The organism is Pontiella sulfatireligans, assembly GCF_900890705.1.
Taxonomy (GTDB): Bacteria; Verrucomicrobiota; Kiritimatiellia; order Kiritimatiellales; family Pontiellaceae; genus Pontiella; species Pontiella sulfatireligans.
The window spans coordinates 1495111-1514989 of sequence record NZ_CAAHFH010000002.1 but is presented as its reverse complement, the minus strand read 5'-3'; the positions used below and the strand labels follow the sequence as shown (position 1 = coordinate 1514989).

Annotated in this window: 10 protein-coding genes; all 10 read left to right on the top strand. The window is 53.8% G+C overall.

Going from position 1 to position 19879, the window contains the following annotated elements; genetic code table 11:
- Positions 1-181 precede the first annotated feature (181 nt).
- The 10 genes from SCARR_RS19445 to SCARR_RS19400 all read left to right on the top strand — a co-directional run bounded on the left by SCARR_RS19445 (position 182) and on the right by SCARR_RS19400 (position 18931).
- Positions 182-2611, top strand: a complete 2430-nt coding sequence (locus tag SCARR_RS19445; RefSeq protein WP_136063314.1) for a hypothetical protein — start codon at positions 182-184, stop codon at positions 2609-2611.
- Positions 2612-3034: 423 nt separating this feature from the next.
- Positions 3035-4948: a putative Ig domain-containing protein gene (locus SCARR_RS19440; protein ID WP_136063313.1), complete on the top strand. Its 1914-nt coding sequence runs from the start codon at positions 3035-3037 to the stop codon at positions 4946-4948.
- An 83-nt stretch (positions 4949-5031) separates the two neighbouring features.
- Positions 5032-5700, top strand: a complete 669-nt coding sequence (locus tag SCARR_RS19435) for a hypothetical protein (protein WP_136063312.1) — start codon at positions 5032-5034, stop codon at positions 5698-5700.
- Between the two features lie 149 nt (positions 5701-5849).
- Positions 5850-6443 (top strand): hypothetical protein, encoded by a 594-nt coding sequence (locus tag SCARR_RS19430; protein ID WP_136063311.1) that lies wholly within the window; start codon positions 5850-5852, stop codon positions 6441-6443.
- Positions 6440-7963: a hypothetical protein gene (locus SCARR_RS19425; RefSeq protein ID WP_136063310.1), complete on the top strand. Its 1524-nt coding sequence runs from the start codon at positions 6440-6442 to the stop codon at positions 7961-7963. Before SCARR_RS19430 ends, SCARR_RS19425 begins: the two co-directional genes overlap by 4 nt.
- A 420-nt stretch (positions 7964-8383) precedes the next feature.
- Positions 8384-10231, top strand: coding sequence for a hypothetical protein (locus SCARR_RS19420; protein WP_136063309.1), 1848 nt, complete (start codon positions 8384-8386; stop codon positions 10229-10231).
- A gap of 66 nt (positions 10232-10297) precedes the next feature.
- Positions 10298-11056 (top strand): hypothetical protein, encoded by a 759-nt coding sequence (locus SCARR_RS19415; protein WP_136063308.1) that lies wholly within the window; start codon positions 10298-10300, stop codon positions 11054-11056.
- Positions 11057-11151: 95 nt separating this feature from the next.
- Positions 11152-14328 carry a hypothetical protein gene (locus tag SCARR_RS19410; RefSeq protein ID WP_136063307.1) on the top strand — a complete coding sequence of 1059 codons (3177 nt, stop codon included), beginning with the start codon at positions 11152-11154 and terminating at the stop codon, positions 14326-14328.
- Between the two features lie 2 nt (positions 14329-14330).
- The gene (locus tag SCARR_RS19405) at positions 14331-17282 is read left to right on the top strand and encodes an alpha/beta hydrolase fold domain-containing protein (RefSeq protein ID WP_136063306.1); all 2952 of its coding nucleotides are present in this window, start codon (positions 14331-14333) and stop codon (positions 17280-17282) included.
- Between the two features lie 11 nt (positions 17283-17293).
- Positions 17294-18931 carry a glycoside hydrolase family 30 protein gene (locus tag SCARR_RS19400; protein WP_136063305.1) on the top strand — a complete coding sequence of 546 codons (1638 nt, stop codon included), beginning with the start codon at positions 17294-17296 and terminating at the stop codon, positions 18929-18931.
- The last annotated feature ends 948 nt before the right edge of the window (positions 18932-19879 follow it).

Below are 19879 nucleotides of genomic sequence, written 5' to 3'. Positions count from 1 at the left end.
AATCCGCCGCAAGATGTCCATATAGATAAGATGGATCGTGTGCATCTTGACTTGCCCCGTTTATGCGGGGCAGTTTTTGAACAAAAGAAGTGGCATCGGAGCTAAAAAGGGTCAGCTGATTGAACGCCTATTTGGTGACAGAGAGAATTTCAGAAGTCTTCATGTCAAAAGAGGGATAGGCATGCTTGTCACAGGTATAAAAACCGCGATTAAATTAGGGATTTCTTTCGTCATGGCGTTCGGCGTCAGCGCAGAAGAGGTTTTGGTTTCTTGGGAAGATGGCATCGCATCGCCCACTAAACCCTCCGCTCCTGGTTTCAGTGCAGCTCTCTCCCTGACTTCCGCTGCAGATACCTATGCGTCTGGCTCAACCGATGGCACCTATGGCACATTCGGAGCCGGAGCCTCCGCATCGCCGACTTCATTCCGAATTCAGAATTCGGAAACCTTTACGCTGTCGGTGACCAATGACTCGGTCGGGAATATAAAACTGAAGGCTATTCGGTTTGATTTTGTGCGCCGGTTCAATGCATCACCTGAAGTTCTGGAAGTGAATTATGTTTCGGGTGCTTTGGGTGCAGGGCCTGTGCAGCTTTTTTCACAGACCGTTTCCCGCAGCGATGTGGACAGCGGCGATTATCCCGATTTTGATGTACTCCTGTCGTCTGCGCTTGCGGATACGCAGTTGGCGCCTGCTGAATCGGCGGTTTTTTCAATGGTCGTGAGCGGCGGGGTAGGCTCCCGCTCAATGCTCGACAACCTAGCGTTAACCGGTCAGGACTCAACGAATGACACGGTGTGGGTAACCATCGATCCCTCCATTGAAAAATGGACGGTCAGCCCCTATCTGGTCGGGGCGCATACGGTCTATTATAACGATAAAGATGCGGCCTATTCGGACGACAGTTTTGCCTTGTGGTGCAAGCAGGCCGGTGTGGGCACGATGCGCTTCCCCGGCGGCAGTGTCGTCAAATACTGGGACTGGGAGAATCCAAGCGGATATGCCAGAGGTGATCCATGGGAGCCGAATCCCGATCCTGCCGACTGGGGCGGAAATACCAATACCACGGCACCTGAATCAGACTGGATGAGCATCGATGAATATCTCCATTTCTGCGATGTCAGCGGCATCACGCCGCTGGTTGGCGTGAACTATCGCTCCGGCTATCTGTACAACCGGATGCAGGACAGTATCGACCGGGCGTCGAACTGCGTGCAGTATGTGGTCGATGCCGGACATCCCGGAGCCTTCTACTATATCGGTAACGAAGACATGTTCACGGTTGGAGGCATCTACAGTTCCGCCACCAACTTTATTGCACATGCCGCGGCGATGAAGACGGTCGATCCCACGATAAAGATATTCTGGAATGACAACGGGGCCGATCCGGACAACATGCAGGCATGGCTGACTTCGGTTCATCCGGACTATCCAGGGAGAGCTGGAGACTATGCAGACGGGTATGAGTTCCACGGTAAATGGCCGTTTGGCGGAAGTCCGGATCCAGCCCCGCCGCTGGGCACCTATGCAAACTGGCTGACCGAGTTTCCGCTGCGCGACTACAAGTCGGGGGCGGATCCGAATCCACTCACCAACGATCCCAATGACTGGGGCAAAACCTGGCGCGATAAAATTGCCGACCTTCGGGTGGCCGCGGCCGAGGTGGGCTGTCCGGATCTTCTGATGGCCAATAATGAATACGGTTGGGGCAGTGGAATCAACTTTACCGGGTTCAACAAATTCACAATGGGTTTGCTGCAGACCGAGTTCCTTCAGGAGCATTTTATTGCCAACTATGATATGGCCTGTTTCTGGGCGAACATCCGCAATGCCGATAACGGGCTGCTGGATAAACCGAACGACTATCGTAGGAATCCCCAGACTCTGGGGTGGGGGCTGCTGGCTCCGGCACAACGTGCCACGATGGTGGAATCAAGTTCATCCCATCCCTATGTGTTTGGGTTTTCGGCCCGGACACCCACCAATATGTATGTCTACCTACTCAATAAAACGGAAGCTGTGCAGGATGTGGCATTTTCCTTTGTAGATATGCCCCCGGATGAAACCCAAATCCCGGAGGGGCTCGTGATGATGGATAGCGCCGACCACTATGGAACGGTTGCGCCGTTGAGCGTTTTGTACAATGCAGCATCCAACGCCTACTTCGCTGCGTTGCCGGCGCTTTCGTACACCCGCATCGACTTCGGGGCGCTGCCGGTTCCTTCCGCCTATGACGAGTGGTCATCGAGCTATAGCCTGACGAACGGGCCACTGGGAAATGATGATGGCGATACATTGGACAACCTAAGCGAGTATGGCATGGGAGGTAATCCCACCAACCCGTCCGACATTGGATGCCAGCCGACCGTTGATATCTTCAGCAATGTCCTGCAATACATCTATCCGCGGCGGTCTGCAACCAACAGCGGGTTGATCTATTACTTGGAACTAACCGATAACCTTGTTTCCGGAATATGGACGAATACCGGCTGCCTTGAAACCGGAGCGGAGGATGTTGGCGGTACATTTGAATTCATCACCAACCAAATTCCAGTAGATGGCAATATTAATGAGTTTATTCGTTTGCGAATAATGGAAGTACCGGAGTGAGCATGCGGAGTTATATGGAAATATACGTTGTTCACGGCTGTGGAGCCACAGGCCGAAAGCTGGATTTCTGTACATTGCGATTGATGATCTACGAACGTATATCGGTTGTTTTGGATAGCAGCGGGATCATGCGCCCAGCATGGATACGCCAGCGGATATCATCACGACATTTCTGAACCTGCATAACCCGGGGCCTATGTTGGTGGAAAAATCACGGAATCCGAGTTCATTGAAAGCAATTAATCCGGAGCCGAAATGGAATCTTCAAAATAAATACCGCCCCCCAAACCGCCATTGTTGGACGAAGCATAAAACTGTTTAATAAAAAATTTGACAAAGAAAGGTCGTGTGGGTACGTTTCGCACAATGCGGAAAGAGGGTTCAGCCACCCGATTCAGCATATAAAGTAGAAGGAGGAATATAATGAAAATGAAGCAGGTGTTTTTTTTGATTGTTGTTGCGGTACTTCCAATAACCACGTTGGCTGCGGTGGAACCGCTGATGGAGCAGATCTCGTGGGCGAATGTGGATACGAACAACACTTTTTTAAGTGCCGACTCCGACATCGTTACGAATGCCCTCATCATCCTGACGGAATCTCACAGCCATGTTACTAACGCGGTTGAAGGCACCCGGCTGGTCAACCCCGCCAAGAACCTGGCTTCCAATGATGGTTTTTACGGACCTGACGATGCGGGCTTCGAAACCGGTGAAGCTGCTTTTATAACGAACGCATATTCTGTTGGCAAGGGCGGCGATGGCTATTACATGGAATACACCCTTCAGAACAACAGCACGACGAACCTGCAGCTTGCAGATCTTCGGTTCGACCTCATTCGTCGTTGGGGTGGGGGTGACTTTAAAGTCAGATACGCGTCTGGCGATCTGCTGATCTCTGATGGAACACTGGTCACGAATCTGACCAGCTTGACGGACCCTAATGCGACTTGGGGACTATTTGATCCCTCCAATGAATATATTGTAGATATGACGGCACTGGGCGACAGCATTCTTGATGCGGGCGAGTCCGCTACATTCCGGTTTAATTTTGACGTCAACGTACCCGCCACCGCTATAGATAACATGATGTTCCTTGGTGAATTTGGCGTATTGGACAATGCTAACATTGCTCCTTCGTTTACCAACAATCCGATCCGCCTGGCGGAAATTGCCACAATCGGCGTTGCTTATTCAAATGATCTCAGCGGTATTGCGGTCGATCCGGAAGGCGACACCATCCATTACGCCAAAACGGACGGTCCGAGCTGGCTGGACATTCTCCCGGACGGTACCGTAATCGGAACCCCGGTGGTGGCTCGCTTTGACGAATTTACGATCAGCGCGACCGACTCCAACAGTGCTCCTGCTGAAGCCATCATCGAAGTGGTGGTCACGGATCCGCAACTCGAAGCATACGAGATGGTGGCATGGACAGGCGAAAACAATCGTTTTGCCGACACGAAAACCCCGGGAGCCGGTCAGGTATCCGCCCAGATGTTCGATGCGATCAATGGGGTCAACTTGAACAGGAATGCAGCGGGCGGCAGCGAAGACCATAACTATGGAACCATCTTCATGACTCCAGTTGCGGAAGACAACAGCTGGGTGCTTAGAGCACAATCGAACCAAGTCTACACCATTGCCATCACCAACAAGACGGTATTTGACATGGACCTCGATGGAATCTATTTCGACTATAAACGAAATTTTCCCGAAGCTCCGGGCAGCCTTGCTGTTAACTATGTGTCCGGAGATCTGGACGACACCGGTCCGGTGGGAATCGGAAGCTACTCCGCAATAGACAATACATGGGTGGATCTCGATCTGCCTTTTACCAACTTGACGGACACGGTTATCCAGGCCGGCGAGCATGTGGCCTTCACCTTGTCTTTCAGCAACTTTTCCGGTCCCACAAGATGCCTGTTCGACAACTTCATGGTGCGCATGCTCAAGGGTGATGCGTCGGATACCGACAACGACAACATAGCCGATAACTGGGAAATCAACTATTTCGGCTCTATTACCAATAGCGATGGAACCGCCGACTTTGAGCCCGATGGCTTCAACGATTACAGCGAGTTCATTGCCGGAACCAATCCGACGAATGCCCTTTCATTATTGAATATTGATGTAGTCGAAGCCGGAACCAATGCAAATGAATACGTGATTCAGTGGCAATCGGCAGGCGAAAGGAGCTATCGGATCATGAGTGCCGAAAATCTCGTATTTCCGATCTGGATAACCAATGCTTCCGGCATTGCCGCCACGCCCGCAACCAATATTACAACGGTGACAAACACATTGTCGCCGGCCTTCTTCCGTGTTGAAGTGGAATAAAAAAAAGTGACGGAATCATTGCGATGTCATCGGTCGGTTAACTTCCCTGCCGGCAAAATTGAAACCAAACAGGAGAATAAAAAATGAAAAAAGCAGCAGTAATTATGACTCTTGCGGTGCTGACCGCAGGAACCGCCATGGCCGGTATTATAGCCTATTGGGAAAGCGATGTGAACGCACCAACCTGGTCAGACACCGGCATCGTAACCGCCACTTCGTTTAAAAGCGGTGTTGCGAATGATGCGACGTTCGGTTCGAACGATGGCACGTTTGGAACGGTGGGCAGTGCCAATACCGCTGTAGGTGGCATGAAAGGAAAAGCTGGAAATACCATGAGCCTTAAGCTGCTGAACGCCGGTGCGCAGGATCTTCGGCTCGATAGCCTTCATTTCGACTATACCTGGACATTTGCCGCCGCTCCAACAAACGTGACGGTGACGTTGTCGGGCGGTCAATTGGATGATGCAAACGGCACGTTGATCACAAGCTATGCCGCCACCGCCAACATCTCGAAGTATAATGATTATACCGATATCGATGTGACACTGTCTTCTGTGCTGTCCGATATCGTTCTGGCTAATGGCCAGTTCGCTACATTCCAGTTTACATTTGGTGCCGCATCGGGAACAGCCGCTTCCGGACTGGATAATATCGCTGTATATGGGACTGTGATACCTGAACCTGCTACATTTGGCCTAATGGCTTCGTTTGGAGCGGCCATCATTTTCATCCGTCGCAAGATGCGGCTGTAAAGCTTCTCTGGGTTTCATGAAATTATTCGGTTGCCCCGCTTCTGGCGGGGCAGTTTTTTGAACGAATAACGCGTTGGCAAACTCTAATGGATCCGGTGGCAAGGGCAAGCCGGAGCTTGCGCGGACAACAAAACAGAGGAAAATGTATTGTGACCAATCTATCTCGTAATCTGTTTGGTTGTTTAGCGCTGTGTTGCCTGCTTGGCCAAAGCGTAATGAGTCAGGATATTCTGGCGACCTGGGAAAACGGCAGTTTAACCCCGACTCTCTCCCCGGTTGCCAGCCTTGGCGCAACACTGACGCTGGATACAGCGGCGGATGCGTATGCAGCGGGTTCTACGGACGGCACATACGGCGCGTTTGGCTCGGGTGCGGATACCGGTGCTTTATCATTCAGGCTTCAAACCGACCATGCCTTTACGCTGACCGTGGCCAACCACACCTCGTCCAACGCGGTACTTGATGCGATTCGCTTTGATTTTGTGCGCCGGTTCAACGATTCGCCGGAAAACATTCTGGTAAGCTATGAATCGGGCAATCTCGATGCGGGTCCGGTGCCGCTTCTTTCGACCAATGTTCTTAACAACAGTACAGAGACCGGGGACTATCCCGATTTCGATGTTTTGCTTTCTCCCTCGCTTAACGATACCGAGCTTGCGCCTACGGAATCGGCCGTGTTTTCGATCGTGATCAGCGGCGGGGCGGCGACACGAACACCATTGCTCCTGAATCAGACTGGATGAGCATCGATGAATATCTCCATTTCTGCGATGTCAGCGGCATCACGCCGCTGGTTGGCGTGAACTATCGCTCCGGCTATCTGTACAACCGGATGCAGGACAGTATCGACCGGGCGTCGAACTGCGTGCAGTATGTGGTCGATGCCGGACATCCCGGAGCCTTCTACTATATCGGTAACGAAGACATGTTCACGGTTGGAGGCATCTACAGTTCCGCCACCAACTTTATTGCACATGCCGCGGCGATGAAGACGGTCGATCCCACGATAAAGATATTCTGGAATGACAACGGGGCCGATCCGGACAACATGCAGGCATGGCTGACTTCGGTTCATCCGGACTATCCAGGGAGAGCTGGAGACTATGCAGACGGGTATGAGTTCCACGGTAAATGGCCGTTTGGCGGAAGTCCGGATCCAGCCCCGCCGCTGGGCACCTATGCAAACTGGCTGACCGAGTTTCCGCTGCGCGACTACAAGTCGGGGGCGGATCCGAATCCACTCACCAACGATCCCAATGACTGGGGCAAAACCTGGCGCGATAAAATTGCCGACCTTCGGGTGGCCGCGGCCGAGGTGGGCTGTCCGGATCTTCTGATGGCTAATAATGAATACGGTTGGGGCAGTGGAATCAACTTTACCGGGTTCAACAAATTCACAATGGGTTTGCTGCAGACCGAGTTCCTTCAGGAGCATTTTATTGCCAACTATGATATGGCCTGTTTCTGGGCGAACATCCGCAATGCCGATAACGGGCTGCTGGATAAACCGAACGACTATCGTAGGAATCCCCAGACTCTGGGGTGGGGGCTGCTGGCTCCGGCACAACGTGCCACGATGGTGGAATCAAGTTCATCCCATCCCTATGTGTTTGGGTTTTCGGCCCGGACACCCACCAATATGTATGTCTACCTACTCAATAAAACGGAAGCTGTGCAGGATGTGGCATTTTCCTTTGTAGATATGCCCCCGGATGAAACCCAAATCCCGGAGGGGCTCGTGATGATGGATAGCGCCGACCACTATGGAACGGTTGCACCGTTGAGCGTTTTGTACAATGCAGCATCCAACGCCTACTTCGCTGCGTTGCCGGCGCTTTCGTACACCCGCATCGACTTCGGGGCGCTGCCGGTTCCTTCCGCCTATGACGAGTGGTCATCGAGCTATAGCCTGACGAACGGGCCACTGGGAAATGATGATGGCGATACATTGGACAACCTAAGCGAGTATGGCATGGGAGGTAATCCCACCAACCCGTCCGACATTGGTTGCCAGCCGACCGTTGATATCTTCAGCAATGTCCTGCAATACATCTATCCGCGGCGGTCTGCAACCAACAGCGGGTTGATCTATTACTTGGAACTAACCGATAACCTTGTTTCCGGAATATGGACGAATACCGGCTGCCTTGAAACCGGAGCGGAGGATGTTGGCGGTACATTTGAATTCATCACCAACCAAATTCCAGTAGATGGCAATATTAATGAGTTTATTCGTTTGCGAATAATGGAAGTACCGGAGTGAGCATGCGGAGTTATATGGAAATATACGTTGTTCACGGCTGTGGAGCCACAGGCCGAAAGCTGGATTTCTGTACATTGCGATTGATGATCTACGAACGTATATCGGTTGTTTTGGATAGCAGCGGGATCATGCGCCCAGCATGGATACGCCAGCGGATATCATTACGATATTTCTGAACCTGCATAACCAAGTGCCTATGTTGGTGGAAAAATCACGGAATCCGAGTTCATTGAAAGCAATTAATCCGGAGCCGAAATGGAATCTTCAAAATAAATACCGCCCCCCAAACCGCCATTTTTGGACGAAACATAAAACTGTTTAATAAAAAATTTGACAAAGAAAGGTCGTGTGGGTACGTTTCGCACCATGCCGAAAGAGGGTTCAGTTACCCGATTCAACATGCAAAGTAGAAGGAGGAACATGATAAAGGTAACAACTGCACTACTGAGTTTGGCTGCGATCCTGTTTGCAGGGAGCACGCTTGCTGTGGAAATTAAATCAACAGGGAATGGAAATTGGACCAATACGGCAACCTGGAACTCAGGAACCGTTCCTGCGATTGCGGACAGGGCGCTTATCATATTCGATAACACGGTCACGGTGGATTCGCCAAGCAACCAGGTCGGCAGCTTGCGACTGGATGCCGGCAAGGCGTTTTTGAATATTGAAACAGGCGGAGCCCTGACTGTTGTGAACAGCGGGACCTATCCAACCAACGGCTCGGTCTCCTTTAAGTGGGCTGGTACCCCGTGCACGATTAACGTGCAGGGCGGTGACTTTACGGTTCAGGGCAATACGGAACTGGATGGTGGCAATGCCGGTGTAACCAACATGTTCAATGTCACCAGCGGTTCTATCGATTTATCCTCCTATTTTGAAATAGGTGATGCCGGCGCAGGGGGGCTTTCCTTGGTGGCGGTCATCGGAGCCGATGCATCCTTCCGCGTGGGGGGGAACATGAAGATTGGAGCCTCCGCGATCCTCGGCTGGACGCCTGCCGAGGATGGTGCGGTTACGGCGATGGTATCGGACAATTTCAAGAATGTCATCTTGCTCGGTGGAACGTTGCTGGTGGACATGACGGGCATGAAGGGTCGGCCTGCGGAAATCATGCTGATCGACAACAACGGACCGGATGCCATTGATGGAACGTTTGCCACAACCAACCTGATTGGGAATTCCGATTACGTGGTTTCCTATACAGGCGGTGACGGCAACGACCTGGTGCTGAGCAATGTGGCACCGGTTCTTGCGTCCTCTCAGCTGATTACCGGATGGACCCGGGCGCAAACATTCCCGTCTGAAAAGACGCCGGCTGAAAATGGGCTGAAAGTCCGGGTCGACGAGATCGACAACTCCGGAACCGCAAGCAAGTTTGATCGCGGCAGCAGTGATATGACCTATGGTTCGGGACTATTCACCAACGTGGCCGATGAGGCCGTCTTCCACGGCAGCACCAGCTGCTACACCTTGGCGGTGGATGATGCCTTGCGCGTGGTCATCACAAACGGCTATGGTGCGAATGGGTTGATCTTCCAGCTGGATTATGTGTTGGGGGACTGGACGGCTCCGTTCGCCCAGTCACCCAAAACGCTCAATGTTAAATATATTGAGGGCGACTTGGGTATTCCGACCAACACACTGCTGACCTCGGACTTTATGTTTAACTCCGGTGCCACAACATTTACGAACTATGCCGATGTCGACGCTAGTCTGACCGGTTACGATGTTGCGGATCGAACGCTGACCAACGGCCAGTATGCGGTGTTTGAAATTACGGTTTCCACGAATGTCTTTGGTTCGGATGGCGCCTGCTATATCGATAATATCGCTCTGGCGGCAACCATCACGACCAATGAAACCTTGAGCGGCTACGAAGAATGGGCTGCCGACTATCCCACGCTCGTGGGCGGCGAGCAGGATGACGATGACGGCGACGGCCTGCTCAATATCGAGGAGTTTGGTTTAGGCGGCGATCCGACCAACAGTGCCGACATCGGCTATGTTCCAACTCTTGGAACAGCACTGGCTTCCGGCACGAACTGGTTCGAGTATATTCATGTCCAACGTACCTCGGCCAATAACGACCTGACCTATTATCTGGAGCAGGATGACAACCTTGTGGTTGCACCAGGCTGGACCAACAGTGGCGACTATATCGTTGTTGGAACAAACTCCATGCCGTCTGATGCTGACTTTGAAGCGGTTACCAACTGGATATCTACAGAAGGCAAGTCTGCGGAATTTATCCAACTGATTATTGAGTAAAAAGAACGGCAGTAGGCTTCATGTTTGTTGGTTGCTGCCATTAATTGAAAGAAACAGGAGCATGGTATGAAAAGGATAGTAATTGGGTTGCTGACGGTTGGCTCGTTGGTATGTGCAGTTCAGGCGGAGTTGCTTTTAGGGTTTGATCAGTGGGCCAACCCATTTTCAAATCAGGGGAATTCCGCATCATTCGTCGGGACCGATGTCAGTGGGTCTATGACGTATAGCGGTGGAACCAATTCTGCTTCAGAATGGTTTAATGGAGACAGTGGATCCAACGATGGGACGTTCGGTCCCTCCCTCACCGGTGCGGACAATACCGGCACGACGGCCTTCCTTGGCGGATTAGCGACGAAGGGGGTGAATGACCAAAGTGCATTTGCCGTCTTCGTGACCATCAACAACGACCACGCTACAGACAATCTGGTGATCAATAATTTTGTGTTTGATACCTGGCGCGAGTTTGCAGGTTCACCTCCTCGGTGGGATTTGTATGGGAGTGGTGATATCACGTCCGGATTCCTCAAGCAGACGGCCTTCATTTCGAATTTGGGAGCACCTGCAACAGCGAACGCCAATGACTATACTGACTTGTCAATGAATCTGGGTAACATCGGTGATAACGTACTTGCCGCTGGTGAATCCGCGACATTCGAACTCAGGGTATGGGAAAGCACATCGAGCATTAATCAGGTAGGTAAAAGCTGGATCGATAACGTGGGTATTGACGGAGTCTTTCAAGCGGTCCCGGAACCGGCTACGCTGGGGCTTATTGTGATGTTCGGGGGTGGTTTGGTGGTTGCCCGCCGCTTCTTCACGATTTGAATCAATCCATAGGCTGACGAAGGGGCGGGATTCCCGCCCTTTTTTATGAACGAATGCTAATTCCCAAGGTCTGGACGGTTGGAATGATAAGAAGTGTGAAACCAATCATATGCATGGGCATCTTGTGTGCCGGAGCGACGCAGGCCGCGGAATTGTTTGTCGGCTGGACGCGCACTTCGTGGGGCCCGCCGCCGGATATTTCGCTGCAGGTGCCCGGACGGGCCGGGTTCGGTGCGGTGCTGACCGAAGTGGACAACTCGGGCTATGCGAACAAATGGGACCGGGGCAGCATCGACCTTTCGTTTGGTTCGCAATATTCCGGCTTTGCGGATGAGGTCGGCTTGCATGATTCGGGATCGGCGTTTTCCATTGGGCAATCGGATGCGCTTCAGATCGCGATCACAAACGACACAGGAGCCGGAAGCTCCATGGTGTTTCATGCGGTTATGGCAGATGCGACCGCTCCTTTTTCCAACTCCCCTGAAATACTTCAGATCAGCTACAAGGAGGGAGGCCTGGGTCTGGCTCCGGGTACCGTTCTCGGACTTTGGACTAATTCACCGGGTTCCGGCCTGACAGGCTATGATGACTATGCCGACTTTGATGCGGATCTTAATTCGTATGTGGTGGCAGACCGAACCCTTTCCAATGGGCAGCATGCCGTGTTTGAAATCGCGGTATCCGGTGGATCTGGAGCAACCTACATCGATAACATTGCAGTGGACGGAGTCTATAATCCGGCTCCGAGCACGGATGGCACCATCGCCGTAACGGTCGATCCCGCAGATCAGAAGTGGACCATCAGCGATAAGTTGGTCGGTATGCACTGCCGGTACGACGATGCGCGCGATTCAATTTATGCCGACGGCAGCAAGGCGGCCTGGGCCGCAACCAACAACATCGGTTTTATGCGCTATCCCGGGGGTTCCACCACCAAGACCTACGACTGGCAGAATCCGTCGGGCGGCATTACCGCGGATTCCTGGGATCCGGTTTATTCCAGTTCGATTCCCGTAAATCCGCCTAGTGAGTGGATGGGTCTCGATGAATACCTCGCTTTCTGCGATGCCGCCAATATGATTCCGCACGTGGGCATCAACTGGCTTTCCGGCAGCAAGTTCCGAACCTTGGAAGAGGGCATAAAACGTGCCTCCAATTGTGTTCAGTATGTCAAGGATTCCGGCTATCCCGGAGCCGAGTATTATATCGGCAACGAAGACATGTGGGAACTCTGCCTGCTTGATGATGGCGTGGCCAGCGTGACCGAAGGTGCGGGGTTTTTTGTGCAGTATGCCCAGGCCATGAAGGCGGTGGATCCAAACATCCGAGTCTATTGGAACAACAACAATATCACCTCTGACAACCTGTTGGAATTGCTGGCTGTCGCGGGGGGCTGGGTCGATGGCGTCGAGTTCCATTCCAAGTGGCCTTACGGCGGCGACGGCGATATGTCGGTGTGGGACTACGATGACTGGAAGACCGAATTTCCGCTTATCGATCACCGCCGGGCACGCACCCACCGCGATCTGGCCGATACATTGCGGGCTGCAGCTGCGGACGCAGGCTATCCTGATCTGCTGATGGCCAACAATGAGTATGGCATTGGTAAAAACCAGTATATTGAAGGATTCAATCGCTATACGGTCAACCTTGTGGTGATCGACTTCCTGCAGGAGCTTTTTATCGGCAACTACGACCGCTCCGCTTTCTGGGACAACTCCCGTCAGCAGGGAGCTTCCACCGGCGAGCAGTCGCTGTTCGATCCCTATAATGGAAACCGCTTCAATCCAAGTGCTGCAGGCTTTGAAATGCTTGCACCTGCGCAGGGGGCAACCATGCTGGGGTCGTCCTCCTCCCATGCCAATGTCTATGGCTTTGCGGCTGCGACGGATGCCGAGTATATGTTCTATCTCATCAACAAAACCGAATCCGATCAGCAGATCGAAATCACCTTCGATACAGCGGGTGTCGATGCGGCAGTTCCAGCGAGTGGATTATCGTTGATCGAAGCCATTGGGCAGTGGGGTACCAATCAGTCGATCGCGGTCAGCTTCAACATCGCGTCGAACAGCTACACGGGCACGCTGCCGGCCCTGTCGTACAACCGCATCGATTTTGCCCGTCTGAATCCGCCGACCTACGAGGAAATCCAAAGTGTGGATAGCGGGAATTGGACCAACGAAGCGACCTGGTCTGTTGATGATACGCCCGATTATCTCGATCGCGTTTTACTGAAGTTTCAGGATGTGGTCACGGTCGATGCCGCCGGGAACCAGGTTGGCAATCTTCGTCTTGACGGCGGCCAGGCCTATCTGGACATTGTTTCTGGAGGATCGCTCGAAATACTCAACAACGGAGTCTACCCGACCAACGGCGCGGTATCCTTCAAGGCGGCAGGGTCTGCTCTCGGAATCCGGCTTCAGGGCGGCTCCCTGACGGTCGGCGGAAACTTTGAGTTCGGAGCCGGCGGCTCCGGAATTACCAATCTCTTTTCCATCGAAGAAGGGACGGTTTCGTTTGGTAGCTATACCGCCATTGCTGCCGCTGGAGGCGGATATTCACTCATGGATATGATCGGGTCGGGCTCGTCGATTTCCATTGGGGGCAATCTGGCCCTGGGCCCGGGAGCAATCCTGCGCTGGACGGCGGACGAAAACAGCACAGTTTCCCCGATGCAGTCGGCTGCAGCCAAGAATGTTGCGCTGAACGGCTCGTTGATCGTTGACCTTTCCGCAGCGACGAACCAGCCGTCAGAAATCTTGCTGATTGACAATGTGGGCTCAGGATCGATTTCAGGTTCGTTTGCTTCAACCAATATAATTGGCTCCACCGTCTATACGCTTAGCCACTCCGGTGGCGATGGTAACGACTTGGCATTGGTCTACTCGGGGTCGGCCTATGACCTCTGGGCGGCTCCGTATAGCCTGGTTGGCGGACAGGATGACGATGATGACAACGATGGTCTGGTTAACCTTAGTGAATATGGTCTCGGGGGAGACCCCACCAATGGTTTTGTTGATGGTCACCTTCCAACTTTTGGAAGCTCGGGTAACGTGTTTGAATATGTCTATCCACGCCGAACCGCCATCGATAGTCGCCTGACCTATTACCTTGAGCTGACCGATCAACTCATATCCGGCATCTGGACAAACTCCGGCTACACGGAAACCGGCGCGGGCGACATTGACGGAATGTTCGAGGCGGTCACCAACGAAGTTCCAATCTCTGGAAAAACCAACGAGTTTATCCGGCTTATAATCACCACGGAGTAGCGATGAAATTTCAGATGATTATCGGGTTGGCCGGGCTTTTGGCAAGGTCGGTTTCGGCGGCGGTTATTGCTTCGGGCAATGGTACGGTGGCTGCGGCAGCAACCCCGACTACATCTTTTTCCCAAAAGTCGGCGCAGGGCATCGCTTTGATGGACTCGACCATTGCCGGCGGGCTGGCGTCCAACCAGCTGATCGGCATTTCAGGATCGATGACGATGAGTGCTTCTGCCTATCCGAACACGTGGAACGACCAGGTTGTGCTCGGGTTGGCCAACCCTTCGGGAACCTTCTTCCCAACGGTACCGAACCTGGGCACCGCAGGGTTCTCGTTGCTGGCTCGCATTTCGGTCGCCAGCGCGTCTGGTGCTCCGGTCACGATTGCCCAGGCGGGCACCATAACCACCAATGCCACGCTTGGCGCCGCCGCCGATGCCGACCGGATGGTGGACTATGCCGTCAACATTACCCTAGCCTCCAATTTCGAGGACGGGGTGGATGCGATCAATGGCCATGTGCATCTGTATGAACTCGGATTGGATTTCAACAACGACGGCATCTACGACTATATTGAATCGGGGAGTCTCAAGACGTTTGAGAACGACCGGATCCGGCTGGGCTTCGGTGCGGTTCAGTTTGGGAGCCGAGCGACGCCGGAAGCACTTACCAACACCTACACCTACGCCGTTCACGATGCTTCTATCAACTTTCTCCCGTCTGGACTGCTGGAACCTGTTGTGTGGTTCGATGCCGCCAATGGCATCGGTCTCGACAGCGGGGTTCCCATTTGGACCAATCTCGCATCACCCGGAACCTTCGATGCAGTGCAACCAGCGGTTTCAAAGCGCCCGGCGCTGCTCTACGAGGCGTGGCCGGGCCACCTCGTGGTCCACTTCGACGGATCCGATGATTTCCTGTCGTTGGGAAACACCGCGTCCAACCTCCAATTCGAAGGGGAGTTTACCGTGTTTACGGTTGGGCGCACGACCGGTGGCGACTTCAGCGCCTATGGAGGTTTCCTCGGGACGTTCCTGACCGGAGCGGATCACAAGTCCGGCTGGACGATTCGCACAAAACCAGACGGCACGTATGGATTCATCGTCGGCAACGGCAATTGGAACCAAGTGGATGGCGGAACCGCGCTGCTGGGCGACGGCTTCGTGCTGCTCAATGCGAACTATTATGACGATGGTGACGACACTGGAACGATGGCGTTGCGCAGCAGCTTGCTTGAGAGTCCGGAAACCAAAGGAACCAACCCCTTCACGTTGGAGCGGAGCGACCGCGACATCGTTATCGGCATGTTCAATGCACCCAACACCGACATCCTGAATGGAGCGATGGAATGCGATATCGCTGAAATTAGAATCTATGATCGTGCGTTGAGTGAGGCAGAACGCCAAGCCGTTTGGGAGGAACTCTCGGCTAAATACGAGGTAGCCACCGAGCAGGCCATTCTGGTGGACGACTTTCAGCCGACAGGTTATGAGGTGCCGGTCGGAACACCCATTCAGGTCACCTTCAGCGAAGCGATGGATGTCGGCAGCATCTCGAATGTAATCGTTGGAGTCGGTGGTCTCGACGGCCTGCCGGAAAGCAATGCGTGGGCGCGGGCAACGGGGCAGTGGACGGCTTCGGCCTCCAATACGGTGTTCACCTTTATTCCTGCAACGGCGTTTGCGCCAGGCCAGCTGGTGATGTGCGAAATCCCGACCAACGTGGTGTCGGCGGGCGGCATTTCCTACAAGACCATCTCGCGCGAAACCTTTTCATTTATCTTGGACAACGGGGTTTCCTATCCCGTTGCCATCACGCTAGTCGATCCGATGGCGACCGTGTACCACGACAACGGCGATCCGCACATCCTTCCGCTCGAACTGCATATTCCGGCCACGGCCGACCCATGCCCGGTCATGTTCTGGGTGCATGGCGGCGGCTGGTCGGGCGGCGATTCCGGAACTTGGGCGCGCTCTGATATTCTGGTTGCCAACATGGCCTACTACTTCGCCGAAAAGCTGGGCGTGGCTGTGGCTAATGTCTCCTGGCGCAGCCAGGACAATTCCGAAGGAACCTTTACCAAGGCAACGAACGATATTTCGCTGGCGATCCAGTATGTGATCGATCATGCGACGGAGTACGGAGTCGACACATCCCGGATGGGGCTCTACGGCGGATCGGCTGGCACGCCGACCTCGGCGTTGGTCGCCCAGGCCAACACCAACATCACTTGCTATATCGGCTTGAACGGTCTCTATGATTTTGTCAACCGGGTGCCGCCGTACGGCTTCGGCGGCGGAACCAGCTTCGAACAGGATATACCGTCGCTGGCTGCTAATTCCGCCGCGCTGAACGTGCGAACCCATCCGCCCGACACGTTGCTGCTGCATGGGTCGGCCGACACGACGATTGAGCATCAGCAAAGCCTCCAGTTTGCGGAGAAAATGGTCGAGGCCAACGGAAACGCGACCGCCTTGATCTACCGCGACGAGGTACACGCCTTCTTCAACAGCGGACGGCCAATGCACCTTCCGACCCTGTTCGAGGCTTCGCGGCATTTAAGCCGGGTCTTCAATCTTTCTTATGGATTATGGGCGGAATCGTACGACCTTTCAGAAGGGTCGGACGGCAACGACGATGGCGATCAGCTGAGCAACCTCTATGAATACGGTCTTGGCGGCGACCCGACGAATTCCGCCGACATCGGGATGCTTCCGACCTTTGGAATGTCCGGCGGTGGGTTGGAGTACATTCATGTGCGCCGCACCACATCTGGTAATGGACTTCTCTATTCCTTGGAATTGACCGACGATCTGCTCTCCGGTATCTGGACGAACAGCGGCTATTCAGCTGCACCTGCAGCCGGCTATATCAACGATGACTTCGAAGCGGTTACCAACGAAATTACAACCGCGGGAAAAACCAACGAATACATCCGTCTGCGTATCATGGGGGAGTAAAGGTGTGCGCTTTGCTGACAGCGGAAATTGAGAATCATCTGAAACGGTGGGGCCGTTGCGGGCAGGCGGGACACCTGCGATACGTACCGCAGGCGTCCCGCCTGCTTTTTTGCAACGGTTATATTCTGCTTTGTTATGCGCTGATGGCTCTATCAGTCGAGGCGCAGACGGTGCGCGTTTGGCAAACGCGACTCGATGATGGCTCCAAACGCGAGCAAAAGCTGGAGCAGTATGGCGTTGATCAGGATAATGACTATATGCTGCTCGCCGAACAACCCCCTCTGGAATTTCAGAACGAATCCATCGGAGCTGACCGTTCCATCGTCATCAACCCGGAACGCACCTACCAGACGATTCAGGGGCTTGGTGCTTCCATGACCGACTCCTCGGCATGGGTGCTTGCGCAACTGAAGGAAAAGAACCCGCAGCTGTACACCTTCGTGATGCAGCGCTTTTTCTCGGAAGAGGGCGCGGGCTTTTCGATGCTGCGTCGCCCGGTCGGTTCATCGGACTATACGGCAACCGGGACGAGCTATACCTATCAAGATGATCCCGCCCGGTTTTCCATCGGCCACGACAAGGAATACATTATTCCAATGCTCCGCGAGGCCAAGGCCATCAATCCGTCTATCCGCATCGTCGGCAGCCCCTGGAGTGCGCCCGCCTGGATGAAAAGCAACGGCGACCTGAACGGTATTTCCGCCGAAGAAAAAGCTGCTGGGAAAACCAATCGCCTCAAGCCGGAATGCTTCGATGCTTACGCTGATTATTTTGTGAACTTCATTAAGGGCTATGCCGCCGAAGGCGTGACGGTCAATGCCGTCACCTTGCAGAACGAGCCGCAGTTTGATGCCGCGGCCTATCCCTGCATGCGAATGACCGTGGACGATCAGATCGGGTTGGTGCGGACGCTTGGCCCGAAGATTATGGCCGCTGGACTGGGAACGGAAATCTTCGTGCATGACCACAACTGGTTGCTGCATCCAAACGACAAAAAGGTGATCGGCGGCGATGCCAAGATGGATCCGTTTGAACTGGTGAAAAAGATTTGTTCCGATCCCGTCGCCGGTCAATACGTGGCCGGATCGGCCTGGCACTGCTATTCCGGCAGCGCGATGGAGATGAAGCGGTTATACGAAAAACTGGCCCTGGAGCTGCCGGACAAGAAAATCTACTGCACCGAAGCGACCGGCTGGCGTGACGAAACCAAGAAAGGCTGGCTGGGCGATTGCGCGTGGGGACTCAAGCACAACTGGCTCGGCGGCCTCGCCGCTGGCGCATCAGTCGGCTTGCAGTGGAACCTTGCGCTTGATCATAAACATGGACCGACCACGCGCGACGATTCGCTGGCCGTCGGTCTAGTAACCGTGAATACGGATACCTGGAACAGTGCCAAGTTTGAACGCGAGTTCTATTGCATGGCCCATGTCTCTCGCGCCGTACGCCCCGGTTCCGTGCGCTTGCACCACATCGTGAAAAACGGCGGCGGAAATATTCTCGTGCTGGCTGTGCAGCGTCCGGACGGCTCGCAGGCCCTGGTGGTCTGCAACCAGAACAAGGACGACCGTTCATTCGAAGTCCGTTGCGGCAACCGCTTCCTAAAACTCAAAACGCCCGCTCGCTCCATCCAAACCCTGACTTGGTTTTAGGACTATTGCAGCGAAGTCGCTTTCTGCCGAACGGTGCAATGGTTTTTAATAGCCACGAAAAGGCACAAGATGCACGAAGGGGGAATGGTAGGGCGCGACCGCCGGGCGCGCTGTTCTGTCGCGGGGCTTTTTCTGACAGGATCTACAGGATGTTTGTGCCGTCGCATGGCAGTAGCTTGCGTTTCTCCCGTGACCACGTTGGCACGTGCAACGTGACTCACTCGTGGCAAATGCGGGGCTGGCTCTCTGAGCCCGTCGCTCTGCAGATTGTGTGTTTGGACAGGATCAACGGGATGAACATGATTGTGCGGCGTAGCCGCCTTGGAGTGCGGTGGCAACTGCAAGGCGACACCGCTTTACCGTCGAGCGGCAGTAGCTTGCATCTCCAAATGCGAGTTCATTTGGTAGGGCTGGCTTTCCCCGCGCGCCGCTCTGCGGACTGTTATGTTTGGACAGGATCTACAGGATGAACAGGATGTTTGTGCCGTCGCATGGCAGTAGCTTGCATTTCTCCCGTGACCACGTTGGCACGTGCAACGTGACTCACTTGTGGCAAATGCGAGTTCCAGTGGGAGGGCTGGCTCTCCGAGCCCGCCGCTCTGCGGACTGTTATGTTTGGACAGGATCTACAGGATGAACAGGATTCGCGGCGCAGCCGCCCTGGAGAGCGGTGACACCGTCACCGCTTTTCAGCTGTCTGCTTCTTCGTGTTGAATGCTCCTTCGTGCCGAATACTTCTCGCTGCCCTCGGCCGTTATGTCTAATGCCCATTGCCTCATGCCTCTCATCACAACCTCTTTTTCAAATCGTTTCCTAGATGGAAGAGCAATAAACGGGTATAACTAATACGTATTTTACAGTGCGTTTTGGGGGGGGGACTGGTGATTCGGGGAAATGCAAGAACACCAAGATCAAAGGACAGACCCTTTCGCTGGATAATTTCTAGTG